15 protein-coding genes are annotated in these 20,288 nt (G+C 66.9%); 9 read left to right on the forward strand and 6 right to left on the reverse strand.

Annotated elements, in window-relative coordinates; all coding sequences use genetic code 11:
* Nucleotides 1-22 precede the first annotated feature (22 nt).
* From ABN273_RS51750 to ABN273_RS51760, 3 genes are all read right to left on the reverse strand, one after another.
* Nucleotides 23-1,291: a CE1 family esterase gene (locus tag ABN273_RS51750; protein WP_349457091.1), complete on the reverse strand. Its 1,269-nt coding sequence runs from the start codon at nucleotides 1,289-1,291 to the stop codon at nucleotides 23-25.
* A gap of 95 nt (nucleotides 1,292-1,386) precedes the next feature.
* A complete protein-coding gene (locus ABN273_RS51755; RefSeq protein ID WP_349457092.1) occupies nucleotides 1,387-3,165 on the reverse strand; it encodes a family 43 glycosylhydrolase in 1,779 nt (592 codons plus the stop codon).
* A 79-nt stretch (nucleotides 3,166-3,244) separates the two neighbouring features.
* Nucleotides 3,245-4,576 (reverse strand): extracellular catalytic domain type 1 short-chain-length polyhydroxyalkanoate depolymerase, encoded by a 1,332-nt coding sequence (locus tag ABN273_RS51760; RefSeq protein WP_349457093.1) that lies wholly within the window; start codon nucleotides 4,574-4,576, stop codon nucleotides 3,245-3,247.
* A gap of 499 nt (nucleotides 4,577-5,075) precedes the next feature.
* Between ABN273_RS51760 and ABN273_RS51765 the strand changes: the two genes are divergently transcribed.
* The 5 genes from ABN273_RS51765 to ABN273_RS51785 all read left to right on the forward strand — a co-directional run bounded on the left by ABN273_RS51765 (nucleotide 5,076) and on the right by ABN273_RS51785 (nucleotide 12,045).
* Nucleotides 5,076-6,536, forward strand: coding sequence for an endo-1,4-beta-xylanase (locus ABN273_RS51765; protein ID WP_349457094.1), 1,461 nt, complete (start codon nucleotides 5,076-5,078; stop codon nucleotides 6,534-6,536).
* Between the two features lie 419 nt (nucleotides 6,537-6,955).
* Nucleotides 6,956-7,228, forward strand: a complete 273-nt coding sequence (locus ABN273_RS51770) for an RICIN domain-containing protein (RefSeq protein ID WP_349457095.1) — start codon at nucleotides 6,956-6,958, stop codon at nucleotides 7,226-7,228.
* Entirely contained in the window at nucleotides 7,225-9,246 is a 2,022-nt protein-coding gene (locus ABN273_RS51775) for a family 43 glycosylhydrolase (RefSeq protein ID WP_349457096.1), read from the forward strand. The genes ABN273_RS51770 and ABN273_RS51775 overlap by 4 nt, the downstream gene beginning before the upstream one ends.
* A gap of 74 nt (nucleotides 9,247-9,320) precedes the next feature.
* Nucleotides 9,321-10,775 (forward strand): non-reducing end alpha-L-arabinofuranosidase family hydrolase, encoded by a 1,455-nt coding sequence (locus tag ABN273_RS51780; RefSeq protein ID WP_349457097.1) that lies wholly within the window; start codon nucleotides 9,321-9,323, stop codon nucleotides 10,773-10,775.
* Between the two features lie 247 nt (nucleotides 10,776-11,022).
* Nucleotides 11,023-12,045, forward strand: coding sequence for a LacI family DNA-binding transcriptional regulator (locus ABN273_RS51785; RefSeq protein ID WP_349457098.1), 1,023 nt, complete (start codon nucleotides 11,023-11,025; stop codon nucleotides 12,043-12,045).
* 283 nt (nucleotides 12,046-12,328) lie between these two features.
* Here ABN273_RS51785 and ABN273_RS51790 read toward each other — a convergent pair whose 3' ends face one another.
* Entirely contained in the window at nucleotides 12,329-12,811 is a 483-nt protein-coding gene (locus ABN273_RS51790; RefSeq protein ID WP_349457099.1) for an LppU/SCO3897 family protein, read from the reverse strand.
* Between the two features lie 285 nt (nucleotides 12,812-13,096).
* Here ABN273_RS51790 and ABN273_RS51795 point away from each other — a divergent pair, with 285 nt between their 5' ends.
* The gene (locus ABN273_RS51795; protein ID WP_349457100.1) at nucleotides 13,097-14,122 is read left to right on the forward strand and encodes a M36 family metallopeptidase; all 1,026 of its coding nucleotides are present in this window, start codon (nucleotides 13,097-13,099) and stop codon (nucleotides 14,120-14,122) included.
* A gap of 405 nt (nucleotides 14,123-14,527) precedes the next feature.
* On the opposite strand, the gene ABN273_RS51800 is transcribed toward ABN273_RS51795, so the two are convergent.
* Nucleotides 14,528-15,787, reverse strand: coding sequence for a cytochrome P450 (locus tag ABN273_RS51800; protein WP_349457101.1), 1,260 nt, complete (start codon nucleotides 15,785-15,787; stop codon nucleotides 14,528-14,530).
* Nucleotides 15,788-16,141: 354 nt separating this feature from the next.
* On the opposite strand from ABN273_RS51800, the gene ABN273_RS51805 reads away from it, so the two are divergent.
* Complete coding sequence (locus ABN273_RS51805) at nucleotides 16,142-16,429, forward strand: hypothetical protein (RefSeq protein WP_502911292.1); 288 nt, start codon at nucleotides 16,142-16,144, stop codon at nucleotides 16,427-16,429.
* A gap of 348 nt (nucleotides 16,430-16,777) precedes the next feature.
* The gene (locus tag ABN273_RS51810; RefSeq protein WP_349457102.1) at nucleotides 16,778-18,085 is read left to right on the forward strand and encodes an MFS transporter; all 1,308 of its coding nucleotides are present in this window, start codon (nucleotides 16,778-16,780) and stop codon (nucleotides 18,083-18,085) included.
* Between the two features lie 232 nt (nucleotides 18,086-18,317).
* On the opposite strand, the gene ABN273_RS51815 is transcribed toward ABN273_RS51810, so the two are convergent.
* Nucleotides 18,318-18,791, reverse strand: coding sequence for a Clp protease N-terminal domain-containing protein (locus ABN273_RS51815; protein ID WP_349457103.1), 474 nt, complete (start codon nucleotides 18,789-18,791; stop codon nucleotides 18,318-18,320).
* Between the two features lie 729 nt (nucleotides 18,792-19,520).
* Between ABN273_RS51815 and ABN273_RS51820 the strand changes: the two genes are divergently transcribed.
* Nucleotides 19,521-20,249, forward strand: coding sequence for an ABC transporter ATP-binding protein (locus tag ABN273_RS51820; RefSeq protein WP_349457104.1), 729 nt, complete (start codon nucleotides 19,521-19,523; stop codon nucleotides 20,247-20,249).
* Nucleotides 20,250-20,288 lie beyond the last annotated feature (39 nt).

The following is a 20,288-nucleotide window of genomic DNA, read 5'->3' on the forward strand; positions in this document are numbered from 1 at the left end:
CTTACGCATCTGACTCTCCTTCTCATGCGGGTCGGTCAGCAGCGGAAGGTGCCCCGGCGTCGCAGGAAAGGGTGGGGGTGGCCGGGGCGCCGTTGGCGGTGAAGCCGAACGTGGTGGTGCCGTTGGCCGCGATGGAGCCGTTGTAGGACTCGTTGCGTACGGTCACACCGGCTCCGGAGCCGGAGCGGACGCCGTTCCACAGGCTAATGATCGTCTGCCCGCCTGGCCAGGTCCAGCCGACCGTCCAGCCGTTGACGGCGCTGCCGCCGGCGCGGACGGTCACATTTGACTGGAAACCGCCGGACCAGGAGTTGACGGTCTCCATCGTGGCCGTGCATCCACCGGGTGCGGGGGTCGGCGATGAGGAGCTCCCGAACTGGGAGAAGAACTTCCACACCTCAGCCTTGGTCCAGGTCGTGACGCCGCTGTCGGTGTAGGTGCCGTCCACCGGGGCGGGCGTGTGGCCGTTGTCGAACGCGGCCCAGACGACCGGATAACCGGCCTGGCACCCGGAGTAGGCGGTGACGATGTGACTGCGGCTGCCCGAACTCGGCTCGGGCGGGTTCTGCGCGGTACAACCGTTGTTACGGACGAACCTGTCACGCAGCGCCCGTCCCTGCGCGATGCTGAGCACCGTGTCCCCAATGCCGTGCAGCCCCATGTACGCGATCGGCTGGGTTCCGCCGCTGCACCCGCTGAGCTGCGCGCCGGAGAAGACCGCGACCGCCCGGAAGACCGTCGGCCGCGAGCACGCGAGAGAGAAGCTCATCCCGCCGCCGTAGCTGAAACCGGCGGCGAAGCGCTGCGAGGTGTCGACGCAAAGATCCGCCTCGATGAGCCGGATCAGGTCGTCGACGAAGGTGACGTCCTCACCGTTGCTGTTCGCCCAGCCGTTGTTGAAGCCCTGGGGCGCGACGAAAATCGCGCCGTTGTTCGACAGCTGCCTGAGGCCGTAGAAGGACCAGGGATATCCGCTGGTCCCGCCGGAGTCGACGTCGGCGGCGGTGCCGCCCCGCCAGTGGAAGCCGAAGATCAACCGGTAGGGGGTGCCGTTGTGGTAGTTGTCGGGAAGCCGGAGGACGAAGGAGCGGTTCTTGCCGCTGGTCTGAATCGAGTGTGTACCGCTCCTCAGCGTCGGGGTCTTGCCGCATCCGGCGGTGGTCGCGAGGGCGCCGGCGGGCGCCGCGGCAGTGCCGGCGTCGCTGCTCATCGCCGCACGGCCCGTGACCAGTACGAGAAGTGCCGCGACAGCGACCGCGATCGTTGTGAAACGGGAGCCGCGTTCTGACATCACGTAACTCCGATCTTGGTGCGGATTCCGATGCGTCTGGATGGAGGAACCATTCGCTGCTCCCTTGTTCGGCGAGAGCATCGGCCGGCTTGGGACTACTGGAACGAGGCGTCGTCGATGGAGAAGCCGTCGGTGCCCGCGGCCGTCTCGACATAGAAAGTGGCGCCGGTCAGCGTTCCGCTCCACGACACGGTCGCCGTACCGGTGAGCTGGGTCCAGCCGCCGGAGTTCACCGGCGTCGCCGGCGTGAGCTGGAGGTAGCTCGTCGTGCCGCCGGCGGCGAGCGCCAGGGTCACCTTCGCGCTGGGCGTGCCGCTTTGCGACCGCACCCAGACGCTCGTGGTGTAGCTCTTGCCGTTGGTGAGCTTGGCGGTCACGTCCTGGGTGGTGCCGTTCCATGACGCCGTGCGCCCGGCGATGGACAGCGCCCGTGCGCCTCCGTGCACCGGGTCGGTGACGGACGACAGGGTTCCGCCGGACGCGCCCCAGGCCGTGGTGCCGCTCTCCATGTCGCCGTTGGTCAGCAGGTTACCGCCGGCGCCAGTGCCGCCGGTGAACTGCCACCAGTTCACGTTGAACAGGTTGCCGCTGCCGCCGGTGTACTTGAAGTACAGGTCACGGGTGCCCGTCGTGCCGTTCACCGGGCAGGTGACCGTCGTCCACGTCTGCCAGCCGCCGGTGACCGGCACGGTGCAGGTCCCCGCCAGCGTGCCGTTGGCTCCGTCCAGGCGGAGCTCGATCCGGCCACCGCTGGTCGCCGAGGCCACCCGCGCGGTGAAGGACGTCGCGCCGGAGCCGAAGGCGACGCCCTTGACCTTGATGTAGTCTCCGTTCTCGATCCACCCGACGTTCATGCCGCCCTCGCTGGCGGGTTCGGTCTCCACGCCGGACTCCCAGGCGATCGTCTCTGCCTCCTGGCGGACGTAGGGGTTCAACGTGCCAGCCTGGGGCGCTCCGGTCGTGGTCATGTTGATCGTGGGGATGGTTCCGTCGGCGTTGTAGGTGAACTTCTCGACGGCCACCGAGCGGGTGAAGCCGCCACCGCCCGGCAGGGCGCCGTTGTGGTAGAAGAAGTAGGATCCGCCCTTGTAGTCGATGACGCCGGGGTGGTTGGTGAAGCTGCTGCCCTGTGTGGGCATGACCGTCCCGCGGTATGTCCAGGGCCCGGTGGGGCCGGGTGCCGTCGAATAGCCGATGAACTCCGAGCAACATTTCGCGGCGAAGACGTTGTAGTAGAGGCCGTTGCGCTTGTAGACCCAGGGGCCCTCTTCGTACAGGGTGGGACGGCTGGTGTTGCCGGTGCGGGTGCCGAAGCCCGCGGTGGTGAGAGGGATCTGCGTGGGACTGCCCGAGTACGAGATCATGTCCGGGTTGAGCCTGACATACCACAGGTTGGGATTACCCCAGTACAGGTAGGCCTGCCCGTTGTCGTCGATGAAGACGGTGGGATCGATCTCACCGTTCCTGACCAGCGGGCGCCCGATGGCGTCGGTGAAAGGCCCGGTGGGGCTGTCCGAGATCCCGACGCCGATGGCCATCTGGCCGCTCGCCCGGTCTTTCACCGGTACGTACCAGTAGAACTTGCCGTTCCTGTAGACGGCCTGGCCGGCCCACGCGTCCGCGCTCGCCCAGCTGAAGGTGGCCACGCTCATCGGCGAGCCGTGGTCGGTCCAGTTCACCAGGTCCGTGGACGACCAGACCCGCCACTCCTTCATGGTGAAGTACGTCGAGCCGTCCTCGTCGTGTCCCGTGTAGAGGTAGACCCGGCCGTTGTGCACCAGTGGAGCGGGGTCGGCGGTGTAGATCGTCTGGACGATCGGGTTGTCCGCCCTGGCCATGCCCGGAATCATCGTCACGCAGCTGAGCAGCGCCATGAGCACAAGGGCACCGCGCCGGGGTAAGACGCCGAACCGAAATTTCATGTTTACCTTCCAGATCGGGGGCCGCGGTGTGTCAGGTGCGGGTCCAGCGCTGATTGGCGCCGCCGTGGCAGGAGTAGAGCTGGAGCCGGGTGCCGTTGGCGGTTCCCTGGCCTACGGCGTCAAGGCACAGCCCGGACTGCACCCCGGTGATGGTGCCGTCGGCGTTCACGCGCCATTTCTGGTTGTCGCCGCCGTGGCAGGAGTAGATCTGGATGCCGGCGCCGTTGCCGTTGCCGGCCGCGTCGAGGCATTTGTTGCCATAGACCCTGAGCTCCCCGGTCGAGGTGGCGGCCCACTGCTGGTTGACGCGCCCGTTGCAGTCCCACAACTGCATCGTTGTGCTGTCGGCGGTGGCGGCACCGGGCACGTCCAGGCAACGCCCGGAGCCGACTCCCTTGATCTGCCCGGCGAGTGGTGGAGTCGGCGTCGTGGTGGACGAGCCGCCGTCCAGGCCGAAGAAGCGGATGGCGTACGCGGCCATCCCGGTGCGCGGCAGGTCGTGGCCGGCTCCGGTGATGGTGTACGCCTCGACCTGTCCGGAGCCGAAGATCCGCCGGGTCCAGCCGGATTGCGGGCTGTCAGTGGAGGCGGGGGTCTGACTCAGTCCGTGCGCGTTGGTCCACTGGTCGACCTCTTCCTGCAGCATCGTGTACGGCAGCACCGAGTCGGCGGTGCCGTGCCAGGCCATCATGCGCGGGCGGGGTCCGGTGTAGCCGGGGTAGGCGTTCCTGACCAGGTCACCCCACTGCTGCGGCGTCTTGTCGCCGCACCCTGCGGGGCCGAGACAACCGTAGGGAACCCCCGCGAACGGCGCGCCGGCCTTGAACACGTCCGGATACGTGGCGAGCAGGTTGTTGGTCTCCATGGCGCCGGAGGAGAAGCCGGTGGCGAACACCCGCTGCGGGTCGCCGTTGTAGCGTTGCAGCACATAGTTCGTCATGGAGACGATCGACACCGGGTCGCTGCCGCCGCCGTGCCGCAGGGCCTCGTTGGACCACACGTCGAAACAGTTCGACATGCCGTTGGCGCTCTTGTTCGCCTGCGGGTAGATGACGATGAAGCCGTACCGGTCGGCCAGCGAGGCGAACTCGGTGCCCTGGTGGAAGGCCGGAGCCCAGCCGTTGCAACCGTGCATCGCCACCAGGACGCCCGGCCTGGACTCCACTCTGTCGGGGACGTAGAGGTACATCCGCAGACCGCCCGGGTTGGCGCCGAAGCTCGTCACTTCGGTCAGGACCGCCGCCGACGCTCCCGGCGCAGCCGTGAGGAACACGGACAGAGCGGTGGCCACCGCCACGATCAGAGCCGCCAGGGCGGCTCCGATGCCCGCGGACCTTCTCGTACGCGGTTCGCTGCGCTTCATTGGCCCACCTCCGCTGTTAGCGCTAACAAACGGCTGCCTACTTGAGCTGTTGGCGGACGGAGCAAATACGAGACAGAAAGGTACTGTCAAGAGCGCCTTAACGTGCAGCGGATCGGCAGAGGCAGTGCCTCAGCGCGCCCACCTCGAATTATCGAGTCTGACCGCAGTCGATCAGCGAGGGCGTCGCCATGAAACTTTCACCTCAGTCCCACCTGGCGAGATCGGCCGAAACTTTCAAGAGCCCAAGTCGCACATCATGCCAGTAAAACCCAGCCAAGCAGAGCAGGTGTACGTCGAAAGTTTTCACTGCATCCTTGACAATTTTCGGCGAGATTTCCACACTGAGTGCTCGAGGCGATCTTCCCCTACCGGCTCGGCGGTGCTCAGCGGAGGGACTGCCGTCCCGACGCCTGTGGTGTGCGTCCCTACCGGGGCGCGGCGTCGGTCCCGCAGGTGTCCAGCACGATCCTTTCCCCAGTTCGCTTATGGAGGCTCGAACATGCGCGTCAACGCCATGTCCCCCCCTACCGCGCGATGGCCGCTCGGCGCGCGCCGCCGGGCGCTGATCAGCGGCGCGCTCGGCGCACTCGGCCTGATCACGACACTGGCGACGGCGATTCCAGCCGATGCCGCGGCGAGCACGCTCGGCGCGGCCGCCGCACAGAGCGGCCGCTACTTCGGCACCGCCATCGCCTCGGGCAAGCTCGGCGACTCCGCCTACACGACGATCGCCAATCGCGAGTTCAACATGGTGACGGCCGAGAACGAGATGAAGATCGACGCCACCGAGCCCAACCGGGGGCAGTTCAACTTCACCAGCGGGGACCGGGTCTACAACTGGGCCGTGCAGAACGGCAAGCGAGTGCGCGGGCACACCCTGGCCTGGCACTCCCAGCAGCCGGGCTGGATGCAGGCGCTGTCGGGCAGCTCGCTGCGCCAGGCGATGATCAACCACATCAACGGCGTCATGGCGCACTACAAGGGCAAGATCTACGCCTGGGACGTGGTCAACGAGGCCTACGCCGACGGCAACTCCGGCGGCCGGCGTGACTCCAACCTCCAGCGCACCGGCAACGACTGGATCGAGGTGGCCTTCCGCACCGCGCGCGCCGCCGACCCGGCCGCCAAGCTCTGCTACAACGACTACAACATCGACAACTGGTCCTGGGCCAAGACCCAGGGCGTCTACAACATGGTCAGGGACTTCAAGGCCCGCGGCGTGCCGATCGACTGCGTCGGCCTGCAGTCGCACTTCAACGGCAACAGCCCCTACAACAGCAACTACCGCACGACCATCCAGAGCTTCGCCGCGCTGGGGGTCGACGTGCAGATCACCGAGCTGGACATCCAGGGCGGCTCGGCCACCACGTACGCCAACGTCGTCCGTGACTGCCTGGCGGTGCCGCGTTGTACCGGCATCTCGGTCTGGGGGGTTCGCGACAGCGACTCCTGGCTCGGCGCCAACACCACCCCGCTGCTCTTCGACAGCAACGGCAACAAGAAGGCCGCCTACACCGCGGTGCTCAACGTGCTCAACGGCGGCGGCACGACGCCGCCGCCCGGCGGGGGCGACGCGGGGCAGATCAAGAACACGGCCTCCGGCCGCTGCGTGGACGTACCCAACTCCAGCACCACCGACGGCACCGCGGTGCAACTGTGGGACTGCAACGGTCAGAGCAACCAGCGGTGGATGCAGACCACGACCGGGGAGCTGAAGTACGGCGACAAGTGCCTGGACGCCGGGGGCACAGGCAGCGGCGCCAAGATCCAGATCTACTCCTGCTGGGGTGGCGACAACCAGAAATGGCGCGTCAACTCTGACGGCACGATCGTGGGCGTACAGTCCGGGCTGTGCCTTGACGCCATCGGCGGCGGCACCGGCAACGGCACAGGGCTGCAGCTGTACAGCTGCTGGGGCGGCAGCAACCAGAAGTGGACCTACAACGCGGGCAGCGCGTGAGCTTCACCGACTGGTCGCCCTGGCACATGGGCCTGCTGACCCAGACCAGCTCCATCTGCTGACCGCGCCGCCGGCGCGACCCTCCCTCGGCCCTGGCGGGGGCCGAGGGAGGGGCCGCCCGAAACTTAACCCGCGATTCGTCGAAAATTACCCGGTTGTCCAGGGGTAACTTCTATGAAACTTTCACCGGTACAAGCAATGCGGCACGATCTCCTTGGCAGGCAGAACTCCAGGTTGAAAGGCGTTCTCATGGCGACGCCCAGGTCGAGAGGAATGCCCCTTGTTGACGCCGGTCCGGACCGTCGGATGTACTCCGCGACAACGAGCTCAACGGATTAGGCCGCCCACAGCCCTCGGCCGGAGGAAGTTAGCGCTACAGATTTCGCGGCGCCAACTGCGATTGAGTCAAGGAGCCCTGGATGTTGCCCCTCATCCCTGGCGACGGCAAGGGACACAGCGTTCGCCGGCATGTCATGGTCCCGGGTGACCTCAGCAGCGAGCTGTTAGCGCTAACAATATGCCTGCCAGCGATATCTCCGCCGCTGGCGCCTGCGCTACGGGTGGGGCTCGTCTTCCGCATCCAGTGTGCCGACGGCGGCCGGGTCCTCGGCCTCGCCGGCACCTCGCAGGGCGCGCAGGTCGTGCTCGCCGATGACAACGGCGCGAACAACAACCTCTGGAGGTTCCTGTGACGCGCGTGCTCGCGGTTCTCTCGTCACTGCTTCTCGTGGGCGTGTTCCTCACGCCCCAGGCGTCGGCCGCGACGGTCGACACCAACGCCTGGTACGTCCTGGTCAACCGCAACAGCGGCAAGGCCCTGGACGTCTACAACCTCTCGACCGCCGACGGCGGCCGCATCACCCAGTGGACCAGGAACAACCAGAACCAGCAGCAATGGCAGTTCGTCGACTCCGGCGGCGGCTACTACCGCATCAAATCCCGCCACTCCGGCAAGGTGCTCGACGTCTACAACTTCTCCACCGCCAACGGCGGCGCGATCGTGCAATGGGCCGACGGCAACGGCACCAACCAGCAGTGGCGACTGGCCGACAGCTCCGACGGCCATGTCAGGTTCATCTCGCGCCACAGCAACAAGGCCCTGGAGGTCCAGGGCGCCTCCACCGCCGACGGCGCCAACATCGTCCAGTACGACGACTGGGGCGGCACCAACCAGCAATGGCAACTCGTCCCCGTCGACAGCACCCCTGATCCGGGCGGCACCTACACCAACCCGGTCGTCTGGCAGGACTTCGCCGACGGCGACATCATCCGGGTCGACGACGCCTACTACTACTCGGCCTCGACGATGCACTACTCGCCGGGCGCGCCGATCCTGCGCTCCTACAACCTGGTCGACTGGGAGTACGCCGGCCACTCGGTCCCGAGGCTCGATTTCAACTCCGGCGCATACGACCTCAATGGCGGCCGGGCGTACGTGAAGGGCATCTGGGCCTCGACCCTGAACTACCGGCCCAGCAACAGCACCTACTACTGGATCGGCTGCGTCGAGTTCAACCGGACCTATGTCTACACCGCCTCCGCCGTGGACGGCACGTGGACCAAGCGCTCGCAGATCAACAACTGCTACTACGACGCCGGCCTGCTGATCGACACCAACGACACCATGTACGTCGCCTACGGCAACGGCACCATCAGCGTCGCCCAGCTCTCGGCCGACGGGCTCAGCCAAGTGCGCGCCCAGCAGGTGTTCCAGACTCCGAGCAGCGTCGGCACCCTGGAGGGCGCCCGCTTCTACAAGCGGAACGGCTACTACTACATCTGGCTGACCCGCCCCGCCAACGGCCAGTACGTGCTCCGCTCCACCTCGCCGTGGGGCCCGTACGAGATGCGCCAGGTCCTGCTCAACATGCCCGGCCCCATCTCCGGCGGCGGAGTCCCCCACCAAGGCGGGCTCGTCCAGACCCAGAACGGCGACTGGTACTACATGTCGTTCGTCGATGCCTACCCCGGCGGCCGCGTCCCGGCACTCGCACCGATCACCTGGACCGGCGACTGGCCGACCGTGCAGACCGTCAACGGCGGCTGGGGAGTCACCTATCCGAAGCCGAACATCCAGACCAGCCGGACGGTGGCGTCCATGATCGGCCCCGACACCTTCACCTCGGGCAGCCTCGGGCACCGCTGGGAGTGGAACCACAACCCCGACACCAGCCGCTTCTCCACCGGCAACGGCCTGCGCCTGCAGACCGCCACCGTCACAGGCGACCTCTACAACGCCCGCAACACGCTGACCCACCGTATCCAGGGCCCGTCATCGACGGCGACGATCGAGCTTGACTACTCGCAGATGACCAACGGCGACCGCGCAGGCCTGGCCATGCTGCGTGACCAGTCGGCCTGGATCGGCGTCAAGCGCGACAACGGCGTCAACCGGGTCGTGATGACCAACGGCCTGACCATGAACAGCTCGTGGCAGACCACCGGCACCGGCACCGAGGCGGCGAGCGCCAACCTCTCGGGCGGCCGGATCTGGTTGCGGGTCAGCGCCGACATCCGGCCGGGTTCCGGCAGGCAGGCCCGCTTCTCCTACAGCACCGACGGGAGCACCTTCGTGAGCTTCGGCCCGGCCTTCACGTTGAACAACGCCTGGCAGTTCTTCATGGGCTACCGCTTCGGGATCTTCAACTACGCCACCCAGTCCCTCGGCGGCGCGGTCACCGTGCGCCGCTTCGACCTCACCACCCCCTGAGGCAACACGTCGACACCAGGAAGGCACCAACCAGCAATGGCAGCTCGTCAAAGTCGGATAAATCGGAGCACATCATGAAATTCAGATCTCTATCCGTTCTCGCGGCGTTGGCCACCTTACTGGCGAGCCTGTTCGTCGCCCTTCAGACTCAGTCCGCCAACGCGGCCACCGTCGACACCAACGCCTGGTACGTCCTGGTCAACCGCAACAGCGGCAAGGCCCTGGACGTCTACAACCTCTCCACCGCCGACGGCGGCCGCATCACCCAGTGGACCAGGAACAACCAGAACCAGCAGCAATGGCAGTTCGTCGACTCCGGCGGCGGCTACTACCGCATCAAATCCCGCCACTCCGGCAAGGTGCTCGACGTCTACAACTTCTCCACCGCCAACGGCGGCGCGATCGTGCAATGGGCCGACGGCAACGGCACCAACCAGCAGTGGCGACTGGCCGACAGCTCCGACGGCCATGTCAGGTTCATCTCGCGCCACAGCAACAAGGCCCTGGAGGTCCAGGGCGCCTCCACCGCCGACGGCGCCAACATCGTCCAGTACGACGACTGGGGCGGTACCAACCAGCAATGGCAACTCGTCCGGGTGGACGGCGGCGGCAACCCCGGTCAGTGCGATCTTCCGTCGACGTACCGCTGGACCTCGACGGGCCCGCTGGCGACCCCGAAGTCGGGGTGGGTCTCGCTCAAGGACTTCACCGTCGCCCCCTACAACGGCAAGCATCTCGTCTACGCCACGACGCACGACACGGGGACGAGGTGGGGTTCGATGAACTTCAGCCTCTTCACCAACTGGTCCGACATGGCCTCGGCCAGCCAGAACACGATGTCTTCTTCCACGGTCGCGCCCACGCTCTTCTACTTCGCCCCGAAGAACATCTGGGTGCTCGCCTACCAGTGGGGCGGGACCGCTTTCTCCTACCGGACCTCCAGCGACCCCACCAACCCGAATGGCTGGTCGTCGCAGCAGGTGCTCTTCTCCGGAAGCATCTCAGGCTCCGGAACAGGACCCATCGACCAGACGCTCATCGGTGACAGCACCAACATGTACCTGTTCTTCGCCGGGGACAACGGCAAGATCTACCGGGCCAGCATGCCCATCGGGAACTTCCCGGGCAGTTTCGGCAGCACATCGACGGTGATCATGAGCGACACGACGAACAACCTGTTCGAAGCCGTTCAGGTCTACAAGCTCCAGGGCCAGAACAAGTACCTCATGCTCGTCGAGGCGATCGGCGCGCAGGGCCGCTACTTCCGCTCGTTCACCGCCACCAGTCTGAACGGTTCGTGGACACCCCAGGCCGCGACCGAGGGCAACCCCTTCGCCGGCAAGGCCAACAGCGGCGCCACCTGGACCAACGACATCAGCCACGGCGAGCTGGTCCGCACCAGCGCCGATCAGACCTTCACCGTTGATCCCTGCAACCTGCAGCTGCTCTACCAGGGGCGCAATCCCAACTCCGGCGGCGACTACGGCCTCTGGCCCTACCGGCCGGGTCTGCTGACGCTGCAGCGCTGACGGCGTGACACGGGTCCGGCCCGGATGTTCCTGACGTTCGCGGCGACGGCGTATATGCCCCATCGGCTGAGCGCCATCACAGCACGCGATCAGGTCCAGGCGGAGCCGGCGCGGCGGGCTCGGTGGAAGGCCGAGCCCGCCCGGGTCGTCCTCATGTCCGAACACGGACATGACCGGGGCGCAGAAGCTTTGATCTTGGAAGGACAGCACTGCCCGCAGCTCCGCACGCCGTGACTAGACTGCCGCCATGACCACGGAGTCGTCCGCTCTCACCATCGCGCAGCTCGCCGAGCTGGCCGGAGTCTCCACCGCGACGGTCTCCAAGGTCGTGAACGGCCGTTCCGAAGTGTCGTCAGAAACCCGCGCCGCCGTGGAGGAGCTCATCCGCCGGCACGGCTACCGGCGGCAGCGCCGCCGTTCCATGCCGACGGCCATGGTGGAGCTGGTCTTCCACGCACTCGAGGGCGACTATCCCGTCGAGATCACCAAAGGCGTGGCGGGGGTCGCCCGTGAGCACGAGCTCATGGTGGGAATATCGGACCTGCACCGTGACCACACCGCCGGGGACGCCTGGCTGGAGGGTGTATTGCGGCGCCGCCCGAGCGGCGTGATCGCAGTGTTCTCCGGCCTGACCGAGACCCAGCACGAACAGCTCGCCCGCCGCGAGATCCCGCTGGTCCTGCTGGATCCGGCCGACGCTCCCGCGCGGAACATCCCATCGGTCGGCGCCGGCAACTGGAACGGCGGGCTCACGGCCACCCGCCACCTCCTGGAGCTCGGGCATCGCCGCATCGCCATCATCACCGGGCCCGACTCCGCGCTGTCCAGCCGGGCCCGTCTCGACGGCTACCGAACCGCCCTCGACATGGCCGGCGTGCCCGTCGACCCGGAGCTGATCGGCCGGGGGGACTTCCTCATCGAGGGCGGTCTGGCCGAAGCGCACCGCATGCTGCGCCTGCCCGACCGGCCAACCGCGATCTTCGCCACGAACGACGGCCAGGCCATCGGCGCCTACCACGCGGCCCACCAGCTCGGCCTGCGCATCCCGGATGATCTCAGCGTGATCGGCTTCGACGACATGCCGTCGGTGCGGTGGGCCATTCCACCGCTGACCACCATCCGCCAGCCCCTCACCGAGATGGCCGCCGCGGCAACCACGATGCTGCTGACGCTGGCCCATGGCGAGCAGCTGCCACAGAGCCGCGTCGAGCTGGCCACCGAACTCGTCGTACGCGAGAGCACCGCGCCTCCCGCACTTCCGACCGCCTGAGCCGAAGCGCGTCCGCGAAGAGGCAGCGGGGCAAGTTCACCGCAGGAGCAGTCCCATCCGCCAGAGTGAACACCTCAGCGTCTCACGCCGACGCCACCTTCCGAAGTACGACCTGACCGGTCGCGACTCGGCGACGACGGCACAGCAGCCTCGGCATGCTCACCCCGATACAGTGCGAGAACGCGTAGGCCCGTGCGGGAGGGTCGTCGATCGGGATGTCAGCCGGCAGGTCCCGCAGGACGCCGATCATCGCTCGGCGCGGTCCCGTTGACGGCATGCAAGATCACAGCCCGTCCGCGCAGAGCGTGAGTGCGGGATGACGATAAACAATGGCGTGCGGCAGTTCGTCAGGGGTCCTGGTCCAGCTGGGAACGCCTTCGCCGCAGACTGATGCGTCAGCGGTCCCGTCTGACACCTTCGTGATCCGATAGGTCGCCGATGGCCCGCAGGTCACCTTGGACACCTTGCCGGTGGGGAAGCCGATCTCCTGGTGGAAGCAGTCGCCCTCCTTCGCGTTAAGCACCAAGCACAGCTGGATGCGTGTCCGGCGGCTGCCGACCTGGACGTATCCGTTAGTGACGTCCTCGCAGCGGTCCCCCTTCTTGATCACCTTGTAGGCGGCCTCCGGAGTGCTGCACGCGACGATGCGAAAGTCGTCCCGGACGGTCTTGCCGCCCTTTCCGAGCGCTTGGAGACAGGAACCGACCTGGGCGTTGACCGGATCGTCCGCGGCGGCGCAGCCCGCAGCCACCGCGATCAAGAGCACGCCGGCGAGGACGGCGGTGAGGCGGGCGACAAGGCGGTGGCGATCACGCGTTGGGTTGGTCACGGCACAGCAGACTAACCAGGTCGCCGGACGCCTCCATTCATTTGAAAAATCGCCGTAGCGTCAAGACCGCCCTCCCCCGCCTCCTGCTGCGGACCAGGGACCGACTACTGACCCGGTTCTCTGCACGTCGATGGGGACAAACGTTGCCGTATCACCCAGGGGTGACAAAAGGATCACCAATCCCGTAAGTTCACCAGATTCCCACTAATTGGAGGATCTACGGTGACCACCCCCCGACCTCGTATGACTGCGGCCTGCTTGGCGGTCGGCACCATCACGGCGCTCCTCGCGCCGGGCACCGCCCAGGCCACGACCGATCCAACCGCCACCGTTTTCTACCCCAACGCGGTCCAGAGCACGGGCGACGAGTCCCTCGTCGACGACCACGACCGCGACGGCGCGGCCTTCGCCCCGGCATACCGCACCGTCACCCTCACCGATCTGGACGGCTCCGGCACTCTCACCGGGCGCTACGTCAGGGTCAAGAGCGAGACCGGCAAGCCCGCCGAGGCGGTGAACGGGGCCTTCCCGGCCTGGCATCGCGACAGTGACCAGTTCGAGCAGGTCATGGGCTATTACTGGGTCACCACCGCCCAGCAGTACATCCAGTCGTTGGGCTTCGGCTCCCGGCTGCGCCCTGTGAACCAGCGCCAGATCGAGCTGCGGATCAACCAGTACGGCGGCGACAACTCCTTCTTCAGGGAGGACAAGGCCAACATCACCCTCGGCAAGGGAGGTGTGGACGACGCCGAGGACGGCGAGGTGATCGTCCATGAGTACGGCCATTCAGTGCAGGACGGCCAGGTGACCGGCTTCGGCACGACCCTGGAATCGGGCGCGATCGGTGAGGCCTTCGGCGACTACCTCGCCGTGACCGTCAGCAGTTGGAAGACCGGCGTACCTACACGGACTCCCGAGGCATGCGTGGCCGACTGGGATGCGGTCTCCTACACGTCAAGGGTCCCGCACTGCCTGCGCCGGCTGGACGGCACCAAGCACTACCCCGAGGACATGGTCGGCGAGGTGCACGCGGACGGCGAGATCTGGTCGTCCGCCCTGTACGACATCCGCAGCAGGCTTGGTGACACGCTGGGCAGCACGGTCATCATCGACGCGCAGTTCGACTTCGCCAAGGACACCACCTTCAAGGCGGCGGCCGAGGCCACGGTGAACGCGGCACAGCGGCACGGCGGCGAAACCGCCGCGGCAGCCGTGCATGCCGCGTTCACCTCCAGAGGGCTTCTCTAGCTCTGCCGGAGCACGGTCATCGGGATCGGGGCGGAGTAGGCGGTGGCACCTCCGCCTACTCCGCCCTCGCACAACCGCCAGCCATAGCCGAAGATGGCCCCGCCTTCGCGAGGAGCGCTATTTTGACCCTCGTGTATCGCCTTCGATAGCTCGTCGACCAGAACCGATGATCGCTCCGAATGCGATGAGGGCTGAAGTGGTGTGGCGGTCTCGAACTCCCCCGTGACGAATGCCGTGGATGATGTCGGCTCTGGCCGTACTGCTCGTGGCTGTCCTCTTCAGTGCCAAGGAGGTGCCCCACGCCACCATCGAGCGTGACCGCGGTGCGAGTCCCGCAGGTGACGACAGCTACCCCTGATCCTGTCTCCGCTGTTCCAGTCGGCGATCTCGCCTGAGTCGGCACGCTCAGCCGTCCTGCATGACGTAGCGGATGGGGAGGCGTTTGAGTCCGCCGACGAATGTGGTGGCGGTCCACACGGGCTCGCCGTCGAACTCGACGCTCGCCAGCCTGGGGACGAGTTCGGCGAAGAGCGCGCGGATCTCCATGCGGGCGAGCGCGGCGCCCAGGCAGTAGTGGACGCCGGAGCCGAAGGCCAGGTGCCTGTTGGGGTCGCGGCCGACGTCGAAGCGGAGCGGGTCAGCGAAGACCTCCTCGTCCCTGTTGGCCGACGGGTACGACAGCAGCACGGATTCGCCCTTCCTGATTGGCGTGCCGTTGACCTGAGTGTCGGCGGAGGCGGTGCGCATGAACTCCTTCACAGGGCTCACCCACCGGATCATCTCCTCGGCGGCCGTCGGCAGCAGGCCGGGGTCGTCCCGCAGTCGCCGCAGCTCGTCCGGGTGCCGGATGAGCGCCTCCAGGCCGCCCGCGATGGTGGAGCTGGTGGTGTCGTGCCCGGCCGTGGCAATGAGGATGTAGTAGGAGGCGGCGGTGTTGTCGTCCAGCGGCCGACCGTCGATGCGGGCGTTGGCGATCTCCGAGGCGAGGTCGCCAGTCGGCCTGGCCCTGCGCTCGGCCGTCAGCTCGTGGAAGTAGGCGAAGAGGTCCTCCAGCACGGAGGTGTGGCCCTGCGGGCTACCGCCGCGCCCGGTCTCCTCGTCATGCTGGCCGAACAACTCCTGCGTGAGCCGCAACATGCGTGGGAAGTCCGACTCGGGCAGGCCCAGCAGGGTAAGGATGACGTAGAGCGGATAGTGCACGGCGACCTGGCGGGCGAAGTCGCACACACCGCCGTACTCTGCCATCCGGTCCACGTGCAGGCGGGCGAGCTCTCGGACCCGCACCTCCAGGGCGCGCATGGCCTTGGGGCGGAACCAGTCGGCCCCGACGGCGCGCAGGACGCGGTGCTCCGGATCGTCCATGTGGACGATGCTCCTGAGCGCGGTCCCCCGCGCCCGGCGCGTTTCGAGTGCGGCGTCGAGGTCCGCAGTCCTCAGCACGGGGCGCGGGGCGCTGAGCCACAGGCTGTGGTCCCGCTCGATCTCCAGCACGTCGGCGTGGCGGGTGACCGCCCAGAACGGGGTGTATCCGGGGACCTCCACGCGGTGGACGGGAGATTCACGGCGCAGCAGCGCGAGTGCCTCGTGAAGGCCGGTCTCGTCGGCGTAAGCGGCGGGCCTGGCAAACGTTCGCCCAGCTTCGCTCACGGACATGGTGGGGTTCACGGTGGAGCCTCCTGTCTCATCGGGTGGCGCGCCGGGGGCAGTACATCCGGCCGGCCGTGAGGAGTGCTTTTCCTTCGGCGCTCTACAGGCCAGGAGGTGCCATTCCCGCGGCGCCGCGTCCCCATGCGAGGAGTCGATTCGGTCAGCGACCGGGAGCCATCCGGGCGGGTGCGTGGCGGTGGCCGAGGCGGTGCACGGCTCGTTCGATGCCGCCAAGACGGCGATCGAGGCCAGGTGCGGGCCGGTGATCGGCAAGCGGCAGATCGAGCAGTTGGTGGTGGCCGCGGCGGCCGACGTCGGGCCTTCTACGGGCACAGGATCCCCGCCCGTCTGGACGGTGAGCGGCGCCGCGGGGTGGAGGCGTGCGTCGGCTACCTGCGCGCGAAGCAGGAGTTCTTACGCTACGACCAGGCGCCGGCGGCGGGGTGGCCGATCGCGACGGGCGTGATCGAGGGGGCCTGCCGCCATCTCATCGCCGACAGGTTGAGCATTACCGGTGCCAGGTGGGGGCTGGCCGGGGCAGAGGAGGTCCTCAAGCTCCGTGCCGTGCAGGCCAACGGCGACCTCGACGTGTACTTCCGCTTCCACCTCGCGCGTGTCCATCACACCCGCTACCAGGACAGATACCGCCTCATAGCCTGACTAACCCGGCTCCCCGAGGAAGAGCGCACCCATCCTGGATTGGCTCAAGCGGCCATGAGGCGCGGTTACCCGCCGTTGTGTCCGTGATTCAGCGGGCACGTAGGTCCTTCGGTCGCTAGAGTCGAAGCTGTTGCGGAATCCCGCCCGCCTGGGGACTTGAGGAGCACTGATGTCTACAACGATGACCGGAGCTTCCGTTCGCCCCTTGGTGACCGCAGTCGCAGGCTTGTAACGCCGCGCGTGTAGCAGCAAAGTCAGCACACATCCCGGTCGCCGGGGCGAGGTGACACGTGTCACCGGCCCTTGGCGCTGTTTGGCGTCTCCGTTCGCCTTTCCGGGAGTTCTGCTGTGTCCGCTCGTCGTTCTTCACTGCTCCGTGTACGTGTCCTGGTCGAATGCCTGATCGCTGCCCCGTTCGGCAGGAAATCTCAACGGTCGAGGTCAGCTCCGCCTGCTCCGAACTCCGCTGATCAGACTGTCAACCGGAATGTCCGCCTGCTGAGCTGGTTCAACTTCTTCGGCGACTTCCGCATGTACGGGCCGATCATGGTCGTCTACTTCGCGCAAGTCACCGGCTCGTACACCGCTGCCGCCAGCCTCCTGGCGGTGAAGATGCTGTCTTCGGCAGCGTTCGAAGTCCCTACCGGGGTGCTCTCCGACCGCCTCGGCCGACGCGGCACGATGATCGCCGGTGCCGTCGTCATGGTGGCCGCCCATCTCGGGTACGCCGGCGCTTCGGGCTACGGCCTCCTCCTGGCTGCTGTTGTGCTGGAGGGATTGGCGACCTCACTGTGGAGCGGCAACAACGAGTCTCTGCTCTACGACACGTTGCTCGAAGCCGGCCGGGAGGAGGAGTTCCCCCGGCACTCGGGCCGGGTGAACTCGATGTTCCAGATCGCGCTCGCACTGGCGGCAGCCATAGGTGGCGTGGTCGCCGGCGCGTGGTCGCTGCGTGTGGTGGTCGTGCTGTCGGTCGTGCCGCAGGTGCTGTGCGTGCTCATCGCCTTGCGGGTCCGGGAACCGCGGGTGCACGGCCCGCGGGAATCGAACGTGCTGGTGCATCTCGGATCGGCCCTGCGCGGCATCCGCCGTAATCCGGTGCTCCGCCGGATGACTCTGGTGTCGGCGCTTCGTTACAGCAGCGAAAGCGCGGCCCAGTTGTCGCCTGTTTTCGTGGCAGGGCTGTGGCCGCTCTGGGCGCTGGGCCTGTGGCGCACCTTCGGCCATGGCGTGGCCTTCGTCGGCTTCCGCGTCAGTGGTTGGGTGATCGGCCGGGTGGGCGCGGCCCGCACTCTGCTGTTCGGTGAGCTGTTCGACAACGTGGCGAACTTCGTGGCGCTGGTCAAGCCGACGGTATTTTCGCCCGTGCTGCTTGGGTCACCGGCCTATGGCATGTCGACAATCGCCCAGCAGACGTTGCTGCAGCGCGAGTTCACCGACCGGGAACGCGCGACGATGGGTTCGCTTGCGTCGCTGCTCGGCAGCGTGCTCTACGCGCTCGTCGCCCTGGGAGCCGGCCTGGTGGCAGACCGTTGGGGCATCGTTCCGGCGCTGCTCGCGATCCAGGCGGTGGTGCTGATCGCACTTCCGCTCGCCTGGTGGGTGCACGCGCACGCTTCTTCACTCCCCGCGGGCGCTGGGACGGTGAAGGGATGAGCGCTGCGGTAGACCGCATCGAGCCAGGTTCCGTCGGACACGCCGAGGATGTTGAGCCCACCCTCAGAACAGAGTTTTATGCCTGTTTGTTACCTCTGTCCATTTTGGCAGGAAGGGGACCGTCACTGGACTGATCAGCGAGTACTACGGAGCAGCCTGATCGCCCTGCAACGCCCAGAATCCCCGGGGTGAGGGCCCTTCCTCCTCAAGCGAGCCTTCGTCGGCCTCGCCGTCAAACAGTACCTCGACCCCGAGCACCTATTTGGCCCACGTGCTGCTGAACGAGTTCGTCTGCGGCGCGCCCGACATGGTCGAGGTCGACCCCGAGCTTGACCAGCACCTGGGCCGCCGCACTCGCACCATCCCGGACGAGCCCGAGCAGGAGGTGCTCGGTGCCGATGTAGTCGAGGCCGCGCTGCAAGGACGCCTGGTTCGACGACTCGAGGGCTTCGCTGGCCGACGAGGTGAACGGAAGGTATCCCGACACAACGGACTGGCCTCGGCCCTGGCTCTCCTCAACCTGCCGGCGCACGTCTTCAAGGCTCAGCCCCAGGTTCTTGAGAACCGTGGCACCCACACCCTCACCTTCCCGGATCAAACCGAGGAGAAGATGCTCGGTACCGATGTAGTCGTGGTCGAGCATTCTGGCCTCGTCCTGGGACAGGACGACAACACGCCGCGCCCGGTCGGTCAACCTCTGGAACATGCTGCCACTCCTCGCGAATCAGTTGGTCAGGCCGGTGAACGTGATTTCATCCTTCCGTATGCGAGGGAGTGTCTGACACATGATCAACGTTCGCAGTTGACCCAGTTGAAGATGCGAAACGCGCCGTACTTCATCGGTCGGGTCAGGGCGCACCCTTGAGGCGAGCTTTCACGAAGTCGCCCTTCACGTGTTCCCGCCATATATCGGAAGTGCTGTCATCCGGGTTGTCGGCGGGTATGTGGTCCCGGCTCCGCTGCTGCAGAGGGCGGTTCGCGAGTTCGGTAGCTGTCAAACCGTTTGAAACGTTTCCCGAGCGGGCGTCCACCATGTGGGCCAATTTTCCTGCGCTCGCAAGCCGACGCCCTACTGGCCTGCGATTCGTCGTATTCGTCACGCTCAGTGGCCAGCGCCAGTACATCCTGGCGGCCATCGAGCACACCACCCGACGCGTCCGCGTGCTCGGCACCACCCACTCACCCGACAGCGAACTGGGTCACCCAGGCGCCCCTCACCCGCTACCTGGAGCACTACAACACGGCCCGACCCCACCGCAGCATCGGACAGTTGTCCCCGGCGCAAGCCGAAACCGGACCGCCATCCCGTATCGACCTGGCGAACCGCCGAGTCCACCGCAGAGCTTCGACTCCCGCGAGCACGGCTTCTTCCACGCCGACGACCTCCATGCCGTCACCGTCAAGAAGCTGGAAACGCAGCATGGCCGTTGACGGGGTGCGCCTGACCGCCTCCGCGTGTGAGGCGGCGGCCACCGGCTGGAGCAGCGCTGCCGTTCCCATGATCGGGTACGCGTTCACCCTGCTGGGCATGGCCACGACGCCGGTCGCGGTGGCCTGGCTGACCAAGCTGGTCATCGACGGCCTCACCGGGACAGCCTCCCTGTCGGAGCTGCTGGGCCTCGCCGCAGGGCTGGCCGGTACCGGCGTCGTCGCCGCGACCCTGCCGCACGCCTCGCGGTACCTCGGCGGCCAGATCGGCCGCGCCATTGCGGTCACCACGACGGACCGGCTCTTCGCGGCCACGGCACGATTTCCCGGTCTCCGGCCTTTCGAGGATCCACGCTTCCTCGACCGGCTGCGCCTTGCCCAGGAGGGAACGTCCAGGGCCGACGGCATCGTCACCGAGGCATTCGGCCTGGTCCGCTCCGCTGTCACTGTGATCGGCTTCGTCGGGTCCGTGCTGGTGATCAGTCCTGCCATGACGCTGATCGTGCTGTGCGCCGCCGTGCCGGCACTCATCGCGCAGCTGAAGCTGTCCCGCCGGCTCCGGCCGGCTAGGGAGCACCCCGTAGAACACGATATCGAGGACCATGAGAAACGCGATAGAAAAGCTCAGCGACCGGATTCTGGCGATGGTCGTCCCGCAGCACAGCGCTGCCGCCGTCGACTGCTACTAAATCTACAAATGCATCGGCGGAATAAAGCTTCGGGCGCACTGCTGTGACGGAAGCTGCGGAAAGTACGTGATCGTCTGCAACACCTG

The sequence above is a fragment of the Nonomuraea sp. B19D2 genome, from assembly GCF_040137845.1.
GTDB lineage: Bacteria > Actinomycetota > Actinomycetes > Streptosporangiales > Streptosporangiaceae > Nonomuraea.

Bases quoted from the DNA above. Each gene is read 5' to 3' on its own strand.
- ABN273_RS51760 (WP_349457093.1), bottom strand. From the start codon at position 4,576: ATGAAGCGCAGCGAACCGCGTACGAGAAGGTCCGCGGGCATCGGAGCC.
- ABN273_RS51815 (WP_349457103.1), bottom strand. From the start codon at position 18,791: ATGTTCCAGAGGTTGACCGACCGGGCGCGGCGTGTTGTCGTCCTGTCC.
- ABN273_RS51750 (WP_349457091.1), bottom strand. From the start codon at position 1,291: ATGTCAGAACGCGGCTCCCGTTTCACAACGATCGCGGTCGCTGTCGCG.
- ABN273_RS51785 (WP_349457098.1), top strand. From the start codon at position 11,023: ATGACCACGGAGTCGTCCGCTCTCACCATCGCGCAGCTCGCCGAGCTG.
- ABN273_RS51765 (WP_349457094.1), top strand. From the start codon at position 5,076: ATGCGCGTCAACGCCATGTCCCCCCCTACCGCGCGATGGCCGCTCGGC.
- ABN273_RS51770 (WP_349457095.1), top strand. From the start codon at position 6,956: ATGTTGCCCCTCATCCCTGGCGACGGCAAGGGACACAGCGTTCGCCGG.
- ABN273_RS51755 (WP_349457092.1), bottom strand. From the start codon at position 3,165: ATGGCGCTGCTCAGCTGCGTGACGATGATTCCGGGCATGGCCAGGGCG.
- ABN273_RS51780 (WP_349457097.1), top strand. From the start codon at position 9,321: ATGAAATTCAGATCTCTATCCGTTCTCGCGGCGTTGGCCACCTTACTG.